This window comes from Rhodococcus sp. Eu-32, from assembly GCF_003336925.1.
Classification (GTDB): Bacteria; Actinomycetota; Actinomycetes; order Mycobacteriales; family Mycobacteriaceae; genus Rhodococcoides; species Rhodococcoides kyotonensis_B.
The window spans coordinates 120,007-135,561 of sequence record NZ_QGNK01000012.1 but is presented as its reverse complement, the minus strand read 5'-3'; the positions used below and the strand labels follow the sequence as shown (position 1 = coordinate 135,561).

The 15,555-nt window shown below is 65.1% G+C and carries 18 protein-coding genes; 17 read left to right on the top strand and 1 reads right to left on the bottom strand.

Annotated features, from left to right (window positions below; translation table 11 throughout):
• Positions 1–76 precede the first annotated feature (76 nt).
• The 6 genes from ffh (at position 77) to trmD (ending at position 4,830) form a co-directional block, all read left to right on the top strand.
• Positions 77–1,633, top strand: coding sequence for a signal recognition particle protein (gene ffh / locus DK926_RS16095; protein ID WP_068429158.1), 1,557 nt, complete (start codon positions 77–79; stop codon positions 1,631–1,633).
• A gap of 10 nt (positions 1,634–1,643) precedes the next feature.
• Positions 1,644–2,735, top strand: coding sequence for an amidohydrolase family protein (locus tag DK926_RS16090; protein WP_114331245.1), 1,092 nt, complete (start codon positions 1,644–1,646; stop codon positions 2,733–2,735).
• Between the two features lie 158 nt (positions 2,736–2,893).
• Complete coding sequence (gene rpsP / locus DK926_RS16085; protein ID WP_068428548.1) at positions 2,894–3,364, top strand: 30S ribosomal protein S16; 471 nt, start codon at positions 2,894–2,896, stop codon at positions 3,362–3,364.
• On the top strand, positions 3,361–3,603 hold the full coding sequence (locus DK926_RS16080) for an RNA-binding protein (RefSeq protein ID WP_003939023.1): 243 nt from the start codon (positions 3,361–3,363) through the stop codon (positions 3,601–3,603). Before rpsP ends, DK926_RS16080 begins: the two co-directional genes overlap by 4 nt.
• A gap of 10 nt (positions 3,604–3,613) precedes the next feature.
• Positions 3,614–4,144: a ribosome maturation factor RimM gene (gene rimM, locus DK926_RS16075; RefSeq protein WP_114331244.1), complete on the top strand. Its 531-nt coding sequence runs from the start codon at positions 3,614–3,616 to the stop codon at positions 4,142–4,144.
• A gap of 5 nt (positions 4,145–4,149) precedes the next feature.
• Positions 4,150–4,830, top strand: coding sequence for a tRNA (guanosine(37)-N1)-methyltransferase TrmD (gene trmD, locus DK926_RS16070; RefSeq protein ID WP_114331243.1), 681 nt, complete (start codon positions 4,150–4,152; stop codon positions 4,828–4,830).
• Here trmD and DK926_RS16065 read toward each other — a convergent pair.
• A complete protein-coding gene (locus tag DK926_RS16065; RefSeq protein ID WP_114331242.1) occupies positions 4,827–5,783 on the bottom strand; it encodes a serine hydrolase in 957 nt (318 codons plus the stop codon). The two genes, trmD and DK926_RS16065, sit on opposite strands and share 4 nt — an antisense overlap.
• A gap of 62 nt (positions 5,784–5,845) precedes the next feature.
• On the opposite strand from DK926_RS16065, the gene DK926_RS16060 reads away from it, so the two are divergent.
• From DK926_RS16060 to dprA, 11 genes are all read left to right on the top strand, one after another.
• Positions 5,846–8,194 carry a Tex family protein gene (locus DK926_RS16060; protein ID WP_165839591.1) on the top strand — a complete coding sequence of 783 codons (2,349 nt, stop codon included), beginning with the start codon at positions 5,846–5,848 and terminating at the stop codon, positions 8,192–8,194.
• 45 nt (positions 8,195–8,239) lie between these two features.
• Positions 8,240–9,055, top strand: a complete 816-nt coding sequence (locus DK926_RS16055) for a hypothetical protein (protein WP_114331283.1) — start codon at positions 8,240–8,242, stop codon at positions 9,053–9,055.
• A gap of 171 nt (positions 9,056–9,226) precedes the next feature.
• Positions 9,227–9,568: a 50S ribosomal protein L19 gene (gene rplS, locus DK926_RS16050; RefSeq protein WP_068428564.1), complete on the top strand. Its 342-nt coding sequence runs from the start codon at positions 9,227–9,229 to the stop codon at positions 9,566–9,568.
• 153 nt (positions 9,569–9,721) lie between these two features.
• On the top strand, positions 9,722–10,504 hold the full coding sequence (lepB, locus tag DK926_RS16045; RefSeq protein WP_068428568.1) for a signal peptidase I: 783 nt from the start codon (positions 9,722–9,724) through the stop codon (positions 10,502–10,504).
• A gap of 15 nt (positions 10,505–10,519) precedes the next feature.
• Positions 10,520–11,266: a ribonuclease HII gene (locus tag DK926_RS16040; protein WP_114331240.1), complete on the top strand. Its 747-nt coding sequence runs from the start codon at positions 10,520–10,522 to the stop codon at positions 11,264–11,266.
• 40 nt (positions 11,267–11,306) lie between these two features.
• Complete coding sequence (locus DK926_RS16035) at positions 11,307–11,612, top strand: DUF2469 domain-containing protein (protein ID WP_068428573.1); 306 nt, start codon at positions 11,307–11,309, stop codon at positions 11,610–11,612.
• A 4-nt stretch (positions 11,613–11,616) separates the two neighbouring features.
• Complete coding sequence (locus tag DK926_RS26660; protein WP_165839590.1) at positions 11,617–11,775, top strand: hypothetical protein; 159 nt, start codon at positions 11,617–11,619, stop codon at positions 11,773–11,775.
• Positions 11,776–11,968: 193 nt separating this feature from the next.
• The gene (locus tag DK926_RS16030) at positions 11,969–12,307 is read left to right on the top strand and encodes an Lsr2 family protein (RefSeq protein WP_068428576.1); all 339 of its coding nucleotides are present in this window, start codon (positions 11,969–11,971) and stop codon (positions 12,305–12,307) included.
• Between the two features lie 222 nt (positions 12,308–12,529).
• Positions 12,530–12,883, top strand: a complete 354-nt coding sequence (locus tag DK926_RS16025) for a YraN family protein (RefSeq protein WP_068428579.1) — start codon at positions 12,530–12,532, stop codon at positions 12,881–12,883.
• Complete coding sequence (locus DK926_RS16020; RefSeq protein WP_114331239.1) at positions 12,883–14,391, top strand: YifB family Mg chelatase-like AAA ATPase; 1,509 nt, start codon at positions 12,883–12,885, stop codon at positions 14,389–14,391. The genes DK926_RS16025 and DK926_RS16020 overlap by 1 nt, the downstream gene beginning before the upstream one ends.
• On the top strand, positions 14,388–15,512 hold the full coding sequence (gene dprA / locus DK926_RS16015; RefSeq protein WP_114331238.1) for a DNA-processing protein DprA: 1,125 nt from the start codon (positions 14,388–14,390) through the stop codon (positions 15,510–15,512). The genes DK926_RS16020 and dprA overlap by 4 nt, the downstream gene beginning before the upstream one ends.
• Positions 15,513–15,555: the final 43 nt, after the last annotated feature.

Here is a 15,555-nt window from a genome sequence, read left to right as displayed (position 1 = left end):
GTAGCGGGCGCTAGTCTGGAGCCTGCTCTACTCGTCTGTTCAGGCCCCATTCGCAATTGGCTCAGGAGTGCAATCGGTGTTCGAATCCCTATCCGACAGGTTGACCGGGACCCTCAAGGACCTGCGTGGCAAGGGTCGACTCTCGGGGGCCGACATCGATGCCACAGCCCGTGAAATCAGGCTCGCGCTGCTCGAAGCCGACGTCGCTCTGCCCGTCGTGCGTGAGTTCATCACGCGCATCAAGACGCGCGCCAAGGGCGCCGAGGTCTCGGGTGCTCTCAACCCGGCCCAGCAGGTCGTCAAGATCGTCAACGAGGAACTCGTCGGCATTCTCGGCGGCGAGACGCGCCGACTGACGTTCGCGAAGACGGCGCCGACGGTCATCATGCTGGCCGGCCTGCAGGGTTCCGGTAAGACGACGCTCGCCGGCAAACTCGCCAAATGGCTCAAGGAGCAGGGACACACACCGCTTCTGGTCGCGTGTGACCTCCAGCGCCCCGGTGCAGTCAGCCAGCTCCAGATCGTCGGTGAGCGTGCGGGCGCCACGGTGTTTGCTCCGCACCCCGGCACGTCGATCGGTGGCGGCGAGAACGAGCTCGGCATCTCGGCTGCCGACCCGATCGAGGTCGCACGTGCCGGTGTCGCCGAAGCACGCACCAAGCAGTACGACATCGTCATCGTCGACACCGCAGGCCGTCTCGGTATCGACACCGAACTGATGAATCAGGCCGCGGGCATCCGAGACGCCGTGCAGCCCGACGAGACGCTGTTCGTGCTCGACGCGATGGTCGGTCAGGACGCGGTCAGCACCGCGCAGGCGTTCCGCGACGGCGTCGGATTCACAGGCGTCGTGCTCACCAAGCTCGACGGCGACGCCCGAGGTGGTGCAGCGCTCAGCGTGCGCGAGGTTACGGGCGAGCCCATCATGTTCGCGTCGACCGGTGAAAAGCTCGAAGACTTCGACGTCTTCCACCCGGACCGTATGGCCAGTCGAATTCTCGGCATGGGTGACGTCCTCAGCCTCATCGAGCAGGCGGAGCAGCACTTCGACGCCGAGCAGGCCGAGGCGACCGCCAACAAGATCGGTTCCGGTCAGCTCACGCTCGACGACTTCCTCGAGCAGATGATGGCCGTCCGCAAGATGGGCCCGATCGGAAACCTGTTGGGCATGCTCCCGGGTGCAGGCCAGATGAAAGAACTGGCCAACATCGACGAGAAGCAGCTCGACCGTGTGCAGGCGATCATTCGTGGCATGACGCCGCAGGAACGCAACGATCCGAAGATCATCAACGCGTCGCGGCGTCTACGCATCGCGAACGGATCGGGCGTCAAGGTGTCGGACGTCAACCAGCTGGTGGACCGGTTCTTCGAAGCGCGCAAGATGATGTCGGCGATGGCAGGCCGCATGGGCATGCCCGGCGCGCGCAAGCAGGTCCGCAGCAAGAAGGGCAAGAAGGGCAAGAAGGGCGGACGCGGTCCGACTCAGCCCAAGATAAGGGGCGGTTTCCCTGGCATGCCCGGTGGAATGCCCGCGGGAATGCCGGATCTGTCGGGCATGCCCAAGGGTCTCGACCAGCTACCCCCGGGACTGGAGGGCATCGACCTGTCGCAGTTGAAACTGCCGAAGAAGTAGCGGACCGACCGTGCCCGCCTTCCGGGTTCGGGGTCGGCCGGTGCCGTCGGAGGATCCGGTCGATTTCTGGATCGTCGACGGCCGCATCTCGCTCGACCCGGTCACGCATGCGGACACGTTGTGCGACGACGGGTGGATTCTTCCCGGCCTCGTCGACGCGCACTGCCACGTGGGCATCAAGTACGGCGGCGGCCACGAGGATGTCGACGGCGCCGTCGAACAGGCGAGGGCCGAACGGGACGTCGGCGTGCTGCTGCTGCGCGATGCAGGCTCGCCCGTCGACACACGCGCCCTCGGCGATCACGACGACCTGCCCCGCATCATCCGCGCGGGTCGGCACATCGCGTCCCCCAAGCGGTACATCCAAGGCCTCGCGATCGACGTCGAGGACGAGTCGCAACTACCGGAAGTCGTTGCGCGACAAGCACGTTTCGGTGACGGCTGGGTCAAGCTCGTCGGCGACTGGATCGATCGCAGCGTCGGTGACCTGAGGCCGCTGTGGGACGAGAAGATCCTGCGAGCATCGATCGACGCAGCCCACGCCGAGGGCGCTCGCGTCACGGCGCACGTCTTCGGTGAGGACGCCCTGCCCGGGTTGATCTCGGCGGGCATCGACTGCATCGAGCACGGCACCGGCCTGACCGACGAGACCATCGAGATGATGGTCCGGCACGACACCGCGCTGGTGCCGACTCTCGTGAACATCGCGACCTTTCCCGACATCGCCGCGTCGGCGTCGAAGTACCCGATCTACGCGCGCCACATGCGCGACCTGCACGCGCGGGTCAGCTCGACCATCGGTCGAGCGCACGATGCGGGCGTGTCGATCTACGCGGGTACCGACGCGGGCGGATCCATCCGGCACGGGCGTATCGCCGACGAGGTGCAGGCGCTGACCGAAGTCGGAAAGACGCCGACCGAGGCGCTCGGCGCCGCGAGCTGGAGTGCCAGATCGTGGCTCGGATGGCCGGGTCTGGAACACGGCGCTCCCGCGGACCTTCTGGTCTACGACGTCGATCCCCGGACGTCACCGGCGGTGCTGTCACATCCCGACGTAATCGTTCTGCGCGGTGTGCCGCAGCGTCGCCGACAGGTCGATTAACTTCCGGCGGCGCTCGTCTGGCACAATGGACTGCTGTTCGCCCGTCTCCGGTTACGTACCGCACGGCGGTCACGACACCCCATCAACGCAAAACCGGGTGCGCGGTCCACGCGCACCGCTGAATTGCGGAGTGACCAACTCGAAAGGCTCTACTTTTCATGGCTGTCAAGATCAAGCTCATGCGCATCGGTAAGATCCGCACCCCGCACTACCGCGTCGTCATCGCCGACTCTCGCACCCGCCGCAGCGGCCGTGCGATCGAGACCATCGGCACGTACGAGCCCAAGCAGGAGCCGAGCGTCATCGACATCGATTCCGAGCGTGCTCAGTACTGGCTCGGCGTCGGCGCTCAGCCCACCGAGCCCGTCGAGGCTCTGCTGAAGATCACCGGTGACTGGCAGAAGTTCAAGGGCCTCCCCGGCGCCGAGGGCACCCTCCGCGTTGCCGAGCCCAAGCCGTCCAAGCTGGACCTGTTCAACGCTGCGCTCGCTCAGGCCGACGCCGAGCCGCTCGGCGACGCCACCACGGCCAAGAAGAAGAAGGCTCCGAAGGCCGACGAGGCTGCTTCGGCCGACGACGCCGCAGCCGAGACCGCAGAAGCACCGGCCGCCGAGGCTGCTGAGAAGTGAGTGCCGTGGTCGCCGACGCCGTCGAGCATCTCGTTCGTGGCATCGTCGCCAACCCTGACGACGTTCGCGTCGAATTGATCACCGGCCGTCGCGGACGCACCGTGGAAGTTCACGTGCATCCCGACGATCTCGGCAAGGTCATCGGTCGCGGAGGTCGGACGGCAACAGCTCTGCGCACGCTGGTCTCCGGTATCGGAGGCCGCGGAATTCGCGTCGACGTCGTCGACACGGATCAGTAGCGCAGCACACATGGAGCTGGTAACCGGCCGTGTGGTGAAGTCACACGGCATCCGCGGCGAGGTCGTCGTCGAGATTCGCACCGACGAACCCGACGATCGCTTCGCCGTGGGGTCGGTGATTCGCGGGCGTAAGCCACGCGATACCACCGGCGAGGTCGACTACACGGTGGAAGCCGCCCGGGAACACTCCGGGCGGCTTTTGCTGCGCCTGAAGGGAATCGATTCCCGGGACGCCGCCGACGCCCTCCGCGGCACACTGTTCATGGTCGAGTCGGACGATCTCGAATCCTCCGACGATCCGGACGAGTTCTACGATCACGAGCTCGAAGGTCTGACCGTGCAGCTCGCCGACGGTACGGTAGTCGGAACGGTTCGTGAGGTACTGCATTCCGCGGCAGGCGAATTGCTGTCCATCCGTCCCGCCGACGGAAGCCGATCCGAAGTGCTCGTGCCGTTCGTGGCCGCCATCGTCACGTCGGTGTCCCTGGCCGACGGCACGGTCGTGATCGATCCGCCCGAAGGTCTCCTGGATCCGGAGTAGACATCGTGAAACTCGACGTCGTCACGATCTTTCCCGAATACCTGGACCCGTTGCGAACTGCCTTGCTGGGCAAGGCGATCGACAAGGGCCTGGTGTCGGTGGACGTACACGATCTGCGTAGCTGGACCCACGACGTGCACAAGGCCGTCGACGATTCGCCGTACGGCGGCGGACCCGGAATGGTCATGAAGCCCACCGTGTGGGGCGACGCGCTCGACGACGTCCTCACCGAGGACTCTCTTCTCGTCGTCCCGACTCCGGCCGGTGTGCCGTTCACGCAGCGCACCGCCGAGCGATGGTCACAGGAGAAGCACATCGTCTTTGCATGCGGACGCTACGAGGGCATCGATCAGCGCGTGTTCGACGACGCGGCCACCCGTGTACGCGTCGAAGAGGTGAGTATCGGCGACTACGTCCTCATCGGGGGAGAGGCCGCCGTTCTCGTCATGAGCGAAGCCGTCGTGCGGTTGCTGCCCGGCGTGCTCGGGAATCAGCAGTCGCACCAAGAGGATTCGTTCTCCGACGGGCTCCTCGAAGGCCCCAGCTACACCCGGCCCGTCCGGTGGCGTGGGCTCGACGTCCCGGACGTCCTGTTGTCGGGCGATCACGCGAAGGTCGCCGCGTGGCGCGCGGAGCAATCACTGCAGCGGACGCGTGAACGCCGTCCCGATCTGCTCGCCGACTAGTCGACCCGGCCGTCCGGGAAGAGCATCGACACGACGCCCGTGATGGTGTCGCGCGCATGCTGGGCGCTGCTGTCATCCGTGACGTCGACGACGGCGGTGTCGGGGTAGTGCTCCCAGTCGTCGTCGTAATGGACCTCTTCGCGTGAGATCACGGCGATGACGTAGTCGTCGTTGCTCCCCACCGTGCCCGTCGACAGGTGCACCCACCGGCCGGCGATGCAGCACATCCAGCCCTGCTTGACGGCCCAGACCGGTTCGGACGGAAGGCCGTCGACGATTCCGAAGTGCTGGTGATAGCCGTCCGTCGCCACCGGAGTCGACTCGCGGAGGAGATCCTCGATCGTCGACGTCGACGTCGCGGACAGGCCGCCGGTACCGTCGACGAGTTTCGCGTAATACGTGACGATGTCGGCTGCCGTCGTCATCGTGTTCCACCACAGTCCGTCCCACGGAGGCGACGTAGCCGCGAGGCCGTAGCGTTCGGCCACCCGTACGACGATGTCGTTGCCGCCGTACTCGTCCCAGAGATAGTTGGCGGCGTCGTCGCTCGACGACTTCAACATCACCTTCAGCAAGGCCATCTCGTCTTCGGCGAGGGGAACCTGCGCGACGTCGGCCTCGTGGAGAACCTCGTCGGCGATGAAAAGCTTGGAGACCGAAGCGGTTTCGCTCTGTGTGGTGTCACCGTTCGAGAAATAGGATCCGGTTCGTCGGTCGAAAACGGCGAACGACACCTCCGCGCCTCGACCCGCCGCCGACGCGATGGCCGCCGGGATGCGCGAATCCAGATCGAGATCCTGGACCGTCTCGGTGTCCGGGAACGGTGACGACGACGTTGCGGACGACGCGCCCGACGCGGAATCGGCAGGAACGTCGCAGCCGGTGACGAGAACGGCGATCGCGGCGAACAGTGCCGTGCACGAGAGCGCCAGGACTTGCATGGGCCTGGACATCCTCGGTCTCCTGCACTGGTCACTGATGAACGTGTCCCACACTAGCTGTAGGGTCGTGCGCCGTGACGACTGCTCTGAAAACTGTGAACAAGCGCATAGCCGAGGAACTCGACGTATCCGAAGGTCAGGTCAGCGCTGCCGTGGATCTGCTGGACAGCGGATCGACCGTGCCGTTCATCGCTCGGTACCGCAAGGAAGTCACCGGCATGCTCGACGACGCGCAGCTCCGTCAGCTCGAAGAACGGCTCCGGTACCTCCGTGAGCTCGACGAGCGACGCGACGCGGTCCTCGAATCCATTCGCTCGCAGGGCAAGCTCGACGAGGCTCTCGAACAATCACTGATGCTGGCCGAGACCAAGGCCCGCGTCGAGGACATCTACCTGCCGTTCAAGCCCAAGCGTCGGACCAAGGCGCAGATCGCGCGCGAGGCGGGCCACGAACCCGTCGCCGACGCTCTCATCACCGATCCCACCACCGATCCCGCCTCGTACGACTCCGAGCAGCTCGACGGTGCGCGCGCCATCCTCGTCGAGCGCTTCGCCGAGGACGCCGACCTGGTGGGCGAACTGCGTGAATTGATGTGGACCCGTGGAAAACTGGTCTCGACGGTGCGCAAGGGCAAGGAAGAAGAAGGCGCCAAGTTCGCCGACTACTTCGAATTCTCCGAACCGTTCACGTCGTTGCCGTCGCACCGCATTCTGGCGACGCTGCGCGGCGAGAAGGAAGAAGTTCTGTCCCTGGGGTTCGAACCGGAGCAGGACGAGACGCCTCCCGGTGAGCGGACGGTGTACGAGGGACGCATCGCCACCGCGTTCGGTATCGCCGACCAGGGCAGGGCCGCGGATCGGTGGTTGCTCGACACGGTGCGATGGGCTTGGCGTACCAAACTGCTCGTGACCCTCGCCATCGACGTTCGGATGCGGCTTCGCCAGTCCGCGGAGCAGGATGCCGTCGACGTCTTCGCCACCAACCTGAAGGACCTGCTGCTCGCTGCGCCCGCGGGCAATCGCGCGACGATGGGCCTGGACCCCGGGTTCCGCACCGGGACGAAGGTCGCGGTCGTCGATTCGACCGGCAAAGTCGTCGACCACGACACGATCTACCCGCACAAGCCCCAGGGCAAATGGGATCAGGCTGTCGCCACGTTGGCCGCACTGGCCGCGAAGCATTCGGTCCAGCTCATCGCCATCGGCAACGGCACGGCGTCCCGCGAGACCGATGCGCTTGCCGCCGACCTGATCTCGAAATTCCCGGAAGCGGGTCTGACCAAGGTCGTCGTGTCCGAGGCAGGCGCTTCGGTGTACTCGGCATCGGCATACGCGTCGAGCGAACTTCCCGAGCTCGACGTCTCGATCCGAGGCGCCGTCTCCATCGCACGTCGGCTGCAGGATCCGCTCGCCGAGCTCGTGAAGATCGATCCCAAGTCCATCGGCGTCGGCCAGTACCAGCACGACATCTCCGAATCCCTGCTGGCGCGTTCGCTCGGTGCGGTCGTCGAGGACGCGGTGAACGCTGTCGGCGTCGACGTCAACACCGCGTCGGTCCCGTTGCTGTCGCGTGTGTCGGGCATCGCCGGTTCGCTTGCGGAAAGCATTGTCGCGCACCGTGATCAGAACGGTCCCTTCACCTCGCGCTCCAAGCTGAAGGACGTCGCGCGTCTCGGGCCGAAGGCATTCGAGCAGTGCGCCGGCTTCCTGCGGATCCAGGACGGCGACGATCCGCTCGACCGGTCGAGCGTGCACCCCGAGGCGTACCCGGTCGTTCGCCGCATCGTGGATTCGGCGGGCGTCGGGGTGCTCGAGGTCATCGGCAACACGTCGCTGCTGCGCGGTCTGCAGCCGCAGCAGTTCGCCGACGAGCGCTTCGGTATCCCGACGGTCACCGACATCATCGCCGAACTCGAGAAGCCGGGCCGCGACCCGCGACCGGAATTCAAGACGGCGACCTTCGCCGCCGGGATCGAGAAGGTCGCCGACCTGAAGCCGGGCATGACGCTGGAAGGCGTCGTCACCAACGTGGCGGCGTTCGGGGCCTTCGTCGACGTCGGTGTGCACCAGGACGGTCTCGTCCATGTCTCCGCGATGTCGCACAACTTCGTCAAGGATCCGCGCGAGGTGGTCAAGTCGGGTGACGTCGTCAAGGTCAAGGTCATGGAGGTCGACGTCCCGCGTCAGCGCATCGGCTTGAGTCTGCGCCTCGACGACGAGCCGGGCGCGGCCGCCAAGGACAAGCCTCGTGGCGGGTCCGGCGGGGGACAGCGCGGGGGGAACGGAGGCGGGCCGCGTAATGGCCAGCAGGATCGCAGGTCTCAGGGGGGCCGTCGCGACAATCGCGGCGGGACTCGCCAAGCGAGCGCACCGGCGAGTGGATCGATGGCCGACGCGCTACGGAAGGCCGGATTCGGGAAGTAACATCTCGTTTCACGTGTGAAGGGAGATGCGGCGGCCGTGAAGTGGTTGGATCGTGAGATCATCGCGCACGGCCGCCTGCCACTTCTGTGTTTCCTCCTCGGCTTCGTCGTGGGTTTCCTGTTGATTCGCTTGAGCGTCAGGATGATTCGCGCGCAGGTCAGGTGGTGGCCCGGAAACATCACGCCCGGCGGACAGCACATCCATCACGTCGTGTTCGGCATCGTCTTGATGCTGGTGTCCGGCGTCTCGTTGATCGCCGTCTTCGAGGACGCCACGCAGGAGACCGGGGCAGTGCTCGCCACCTTGTTCGGCGTGGGTGCCGCGCTCGTGCTCGACGAGTTCGCGCTGATCTTCTATCTGCAGGACGTCTACTGGGCAGAGCAGGGACGGACCTCGGTCGACGCCGTGTTCGTCGCTGTCGCGGGCACCGGCTTGCTACTCCTCGGATTCCACCCACTCGAACTGTTGAACGTCACCGACATTCGACGAAGCCCGGACGCATGGGTTCGCGTCGGTTACGTGGTGCTGGCCGTCGTCAATCTCGGACTCTGTGCCGTTGTCGTGCTGAAGGGGAAGATCTGGACCGGTCTGATCGGGCTGTTCTTCGTCCCGATTCTGGTGGTCGCCTCGCTGCGGCTCAGCAGGCCGTCCGCGCCGTGGGCTCGTTGGCGGTACACGAGACGTCCGAGGAAGATGGAGCGTGCGTTGCGCCGTGAACGCACGATCAGGCGACCGGCCATTCGAGCCAAGATCTATTGCCAGGACCTGATCGCGGGCAAACCGAGCGTGGAGCACGCCGTCTCTGCGACCGAGGACGAGCTGGACCGGACCGTACAGCCGGCCGCACCGCCGCGTGGGTGACCACGATTTCGTGGGCGGAGCGACGTCTGGCACAATAGTGGGGTTGCCTGTACCAGGCACAGACCTAATCGGAGTACGAACCAGCCGAGTTCCGTGTCGACAGTGTTTTCTGTCGTCGCGGTACCGCTCGGTTCCTCTACTCGTGCGAAGAACGCAAGGATGGCCCCACCGATGAACACTTTGGACTTCTTGGACAACAAGTCGCTGCGCAGCGACGTTCCTGACTTCCGCCCCGGCGACACGCTCAACGTGCACGTCAAGGTTATCGAAGGCTCGAAGGAGCGCGTGCAGATCTTCAAGGGCGTCGTCATTCGTCGCCAGGGTGGTGGCGTCCGCGAGACGTTCACCGTGCGCAAGGTCTCGTTCGGCGTCGGCGTCGAGCGTACTTTCCCGGTGCACAGCCCCAACATCGCTCAGATCGATGTTCTGACCCGCGGTGACGTTCGTCGCGCGAAGCTGTACTACCTCCGCGATCTGCGTGGCAAGGCCGCCAAGATCAAGGAAAAGCGCTGACACCAGCTCGTCGACAGACGGCTACATTCTTTCCGACGCCGCATCACCCAACTGGGTGGTGCGGCGTCGGTCGTTGTGTGACCTGTCACGACACTTGGCGAGTGGGTTCGACGCAGCTCTCGTCCACGGCAGCGCTACGGCTAATCTGGTGCGGTGGCTGATTCCTCGTACGATCCGAACGGTACTTCGGATTCCGACGCCGACGAACCCGCGACCAGGAAGCGCGAGAAGAAGCCTCGCTCGTTCTGGCGCGAGCTACCGATCCTCATCCTCGTCGCCCTCGTCCTCAGTTTCCTGCTGCAGACGTTCATCGCACGCGTCTATTTGATTCCGTCCGAATCGATGGAGCCGACGCTGCACGGGTGTCCCGGATGCACCGGTGACCGCATCGTCGTCGAGAAGATCGGCTATCGGTTCGGCGATCCGAAGCCCGGCGACGTCATCGTCTTCCGCGGTCCCGACTCGTGGAACGGCGAATACGTGTCGACGCGGTCGTCCAACCCGGTCGTGCGTGGCGCGCAGGAAGTCGGATCGTTGATCGGCATCGTCGCGCCCGACGAGAACGACTTGGTCAAGCGAGTTATCGCGACCGGAGGCCAGACCGTCGAATGCTGCGACGATCAGGGGCGGGTGCTCGTGGACGGCAAGCCGCTCGACGAGCCGTACATTCAGATGGACTTCCCCTTCACGCCCGGCGTTCTGACATGCGACACCGAGATCAAGTCGGGGCGCTGTTTCTCCGCGGTCACGGTTCCCGAAGGAAACCTGTGGGTCATGGGGGACAACCGCAGCAATTCGGCGGACTCGAGGTTCCATGTGTCCGACGAACTGAAGGGCACCGTTCCAGTCGACAACGTCATCGGTCGCGCGTTCGTCATCGCGCTGCCGCCGTCGCGCTGGGGCACACTCGATTCGCCCGACATTCAAGGACAGTGAAACCGAGCAGAACAGATGGCTAGAACGAGTACGAGCCGGTCCCGCGGTCGGCCACCGTGGCCACCGCGGCCGGTCATCCGCCGGTCCTCGGGTCTGCGGACCATGGAGTCCGCGCTGGACCGACACGGGTTGGGGCCCGTCGCCGGGGTGGACGAGGCGGGTCGAGGTGCGTGCGCGGGACCACTGACGGTTGCTGCGTGCGTGCTGGGGCCGAAACGGTACGAGTCGTTGGCGGACCTCGACGACTCGAAGAAGCTGACGGAGAAGCGTCGTGAACAGCTGTTCCCGAAGATCCAGCGGCTCGCGCTCGCGTGGAGCATCGTGTTCATCGAAGCCGAGGAGATCGACCGCATCGGTCTGCACGTCGCGAATATCGAAGGGATGAGACGTGCCGTTGCGGGCCTCGGCGTCGCGCCGGGGTACGTGTTGACCGACGGATTTCGCGTCCCTGGGCTGCCCGCGCCGTCGCTACCCGTCATCGGCGGCGACGCGACTGCCGCATGCATCGCCGCGGCCAGCGTGCTGGCCAAGGTGTCGCGGGACCGCGTCATGGTCGAGATGGATTCCTCGATTCCCGGATACGGCTTCGCGATACACAAGGGATACAGCACCAAGGCGCACGCAGCCGCCATGGTCGAGCTGGGCCCGTGCGAGGAACACCGGATGTCCTACGCCAACGTGTCTGCAGCCGCGGCCGGTCGTCCCGATTCGGTGGCCGCGGTGTTGGGGCGGATGGACTGCACGGACAGCGGTGCGCGATGATTGACGTTCATGCAAACAGACGGAGGATGAGTAGAAACCGATGAGTGCCGAGGATCTCGAAAAGTACGAAACCGAGATGGAGCTCTCGCTGTATCGCGAGTATCGGGACATTGTCGGTCAGTTCAACTATGTCGTGGAAACCGAACGGCGTTTCTACCTCGCGAACTCCGTCGAACTCATACCGCACAACGCCGACGGCGAGATCTATTTCGAGCTTCGCATGTCGGACGCATGGGTCTGGGACATGTACCGGCCCGCGCGGTTCGTCAAGCATGTCCGCGTCATCACCTTCAAGGACGTCAACATCGAGGAGCTCGACAAACCGGATCTGCGGCTTCCGGAGTAGAAGTATGTCGGTGACGCTGTGGTTGTTGCTCGTCGCGGCAGCGATCTATCTGTTCGGACGTCGGCGCTCGCGTCGAAACCTCGTGATGTGCGGCCAATTGATCGGTCTGGTCGCGGTGTGCCTCGTGGTGGGGCAAGTTGCCTGGCAAATTCTTGCGCAATGATCACTGTAGTGTGAATCGTTGCGACACACCGTATTTCGATGAGTCGACGCATTCGGGTCGGGTGAAATGGCTCATATAAACGGGGTCATTGTTGCTGAAAAGAAACTGTGGATTCAGCGATTGTTTTGTCCGATCGGAGGAATGAGTGGTAGAAACATGCATACATCATTCCTTGACGGTTAGAGGTTCGGACATGGCGCGTAAGACACTCGTCCAAATGATCGATGATGTCGATGGGTCGGTCATCAAGGAGGGGCAGGGCGAAACCGTCGAATTCGGTATCGACGGCAATCTGTATCGCATCGACCTGAATCTGAAGCACGCGAACGAATTACACGAGCAATTGGCGTTCTGGATCGAACACGCGGAGAAGGTTTCCGGCCGCCGGAGCAAGAAAGTCGCGTCGGCGCCGTCCCGCGGGAAAGTCGATTTGCAGGATGTTCGCGCGTGGGCTCGCGAGAACGGCTACGAGGTCAGTGCTCGCGGAAGAATCAGCCAGGACGTGCAGGCAGCCTACGAGGCAGCACACTGAAACCGCGATAGTTCACAAAGCTCGACTCTCGATGCCCCGGCCGATTCGGCCGGGGCATCGAATCGTTTCGGGCGGCCTTTCTCACCCCGTTCATCCACAGCTTCGCTTCGTCCACAGGGCAATTCTCGACCTGCGGTTTCTCCGATGTCACCGGCGGCACGACAGTGCATGGTCGTGCAGTGGTTCGGCAGTCGGCGGACCGACGATCAGTTGGGGGAATGGATGTCGAATGCGGAGTTGGGGGCTCGCGGCGAAGCGTTCGCCGCGCTGCACCTGGTGGAGTCCGGAATGGAATTGGTCGACCGGAATTGGCGGTGCAGACACGGCGAGTTGGACATCGTCGCTCGTGACGGCGAGACGATGGTGTTCGTCGAGGTGAAGACGCGGTCGGGCACCGGGTACGGAACTCCGGCGGAGGCCGTGACGCCCGTCAAACGCGATCGAATTCGCAAGTTGGCACTGATGTGGCTAGCGGAACACGATTATCCCTGGGTGCGAATGCGTTTCGACGTCGTAGCAATCCTGGTGACCCGAGACGGCGATCCAGTGGTGTCGCACTTGCGGGCGGTGTTCTGATGGCGCTCGGAAAAGCCTTCTCGGTCGCGGTCACCGGTGTCGACGGTCAGGTCGTCGAGATCGAGGCGGATATAGGCAGAGGATTGCCAGGAACACATCTGGTGGGATTGCCGGATACCGCCTTGCACGAATCACGCGACCGCATCAAGGCTGCGGTGTCGAATTCGGGTGGTAGTTGGCCCGATTCGCGCGTGGTGCTCGCGTTGTCGCCGGCGACTCTGCCGAAGATGGGATCGGTGTACGACCTCGCGCTCGCGTTGGCGGTACTGCACGCCGACAAGCAGATTCCCCGTGCGTCGATGCGGCGGACGGTGTTTCTGGGGGAGTTGGCTCTCGATGGTCGACTGCGGAGAATTCGCGGAGTTCTGCCCGCGGTACTGGCGGCGAAGAACGCGGGATGGTCCTCGGTGGTGGTGCCGACGGCCGCGTTGGCCGAGGCAGGTCTTGTCGACGGAATCGACGTGTTCGGAGCGCGGTCGCTGAAGGACGTGGTGGCCTGGCTGCGCGGCGAGGACGATCTCGTTCGCCCGGCGCCCGGTGTGTGGGACGACGGGGTGTCGTACCCGGACATGAGCGAGGTCGTCGGACAACCGGAGGCACGGTGGGCTCTGGAGGTCGCGGCCGCGGGTGCGCATCACGTCATGTTGACCGGGCCGCCGGGCATCGGGAAGACGATGCTGGCCCAGCGTCTCCCGGGAATACTTCCCCCGCTTACCGAGCAGGAGGCGTTGGAAGTGACGGCGATCCATTCGGTCGCCGGGACGTTGCCCGACGACCGGCCGTTGATCGGTTCGCCGCCGTTCATCGCACCGCACCATTCGACGTCGGTCAGTGCCATGGTCGGGGGCGGATCCGGAATGGCGAAACCCGGCGCCGTCAGCCGGGCGCATCGCGGTGTTCTGTTTCTCGACGAATGCGCCGAGATCGGCGTGAAGGTGCTCGAGTCGTTGCGAACACCGTTGGAGGACGGGGAGATTCGCATCGCGCGTCGCGACGGTGTGGCGCGGTACCCGGCTCGATTCCAGTTGGTTCTCGCTGCCAATCCGTGCCCGTGCGCTCCCGCACGCGACGTCGATTGCGTCTGCACACCGACGGTACGACGGAAATATCTCGGAAAACTCTCCGGGCCTCTGCTCGATCGCGTCGACCTCCGAATTGCGATGAAAGCGGTCGCCACGGGAGCTCTGACGGACGACGTGGGCGAGACCACCGAGGTGGTGAGGGCACGGGTCACCGGTGCACGTGATGCAGCAGCCGAACGCTGGCGCGACTACGGATGGCGCACCAACGCAGAGGTGCCGGGTCCTGCACTGCGCCAGAAGTTCACGCTGCCCCGGGAATCGGTGAGACCGATCGAGCGGGCGCTCCGGAACGGATCGCTGACCGCGCGAGGGGCGGACCGCGCTCTGCGGGTGTCGTGGACCCTGTGCGATCTGGCGGGCGGCAACGTGCCCGGCATCGACGAGGTCGGCGCGGCGCTCGATTTTCGAGACAGGGGAATGTCGTGACGGGACACGACGATCGCAGGCTGGCGTGGGCGTACCTGTCACGTGTCGCGCAGGGGCCGCATCGACAACTGGCCGAGTTCGCAGTCGCGGCGGGGCCGCAGGAGGCGCGAGCCGAACTGGCCCGCGGCAGATTCGGCGAGCGCCTGCAGGTTCGTGCGCACATCGACACCGCCGAAGACGACCTGAATCTGGTTGCGTCGCTCGGCGGTCGACTCGTCACACCGGACGACGACGAATGGCCCACATGGCAGTTCCTGTCGTTCGACGGTGCAGGAATGCCGACGTCGTCGGACCACTGCGCGCCGTTCGCGCTGTGGGTGCTCGGGCGAGGACCGCTCGACACGCTGGGGGAACGAGCGGTGTCCATCGTCGGTACGAGAGCGGCGAGCGCCTACGGCGAACACGTGACCGCGGAGATCTCGGGTGACCTGGCGGTCGACGGGTGGACGATCGTCTCCGGCGGGGCGTTCGGGATCGACGCGGCCGCCCACCGTGCGGCCCTCGGTGTGGGAGGTGCGACGGTGGCCGTGCTGGCGTGCGGAATCGACCGGGCATACCCGTCGGGACATGCGCGGCTGCTCGGCCGCATCAAGGAATCCGGCGCAGTGATCAGCGAATACGCGCCCGGAACGACGCCGGCGAAGCATCGGTTTCTCGCACGAAACCGGCTCGTCGCCAGTCTCGGCTCGGCGGTCGTCGTCGTCGAAGCGGGGTGGCGTAGCGGTGCACGCAACACCGCGGCGTGGGCGCGAAAGCTCGGAAGGCCGGTGTTGGCGGTGCCGGGTCCGGTGACCTCGGCGTCGTCGAAAGGCTGCCACCGCATGATCCGCGAGGGGGAGGCTCGGCTCGTCGCCGACGCGCACGACGTCGTCGCCGAAGCCGGCGTCGTCGGTGAAACCGACGAGGGTCGACCGTCGATGTTCCGCGATATCGACGCGCTGTCGGAACCGGCGCTGCTGGTCTACGAAGCGCTTCCGGCGTCGGGCACGTTGTCTCCGCGTGAACTGTCCGAGCGGTCGTCCCTGCCGATCGCGAAGGTGCGTTCGGTCCTACCTCTCCTGGAACTCGACGGCTTCGTCGCCAGCGACGACACCGGCTGGTACCGCGTGGTCGGGATGTGAACGACCCCGACGCATGTCGCTACCGGTAGCCTGATTAGGCAAT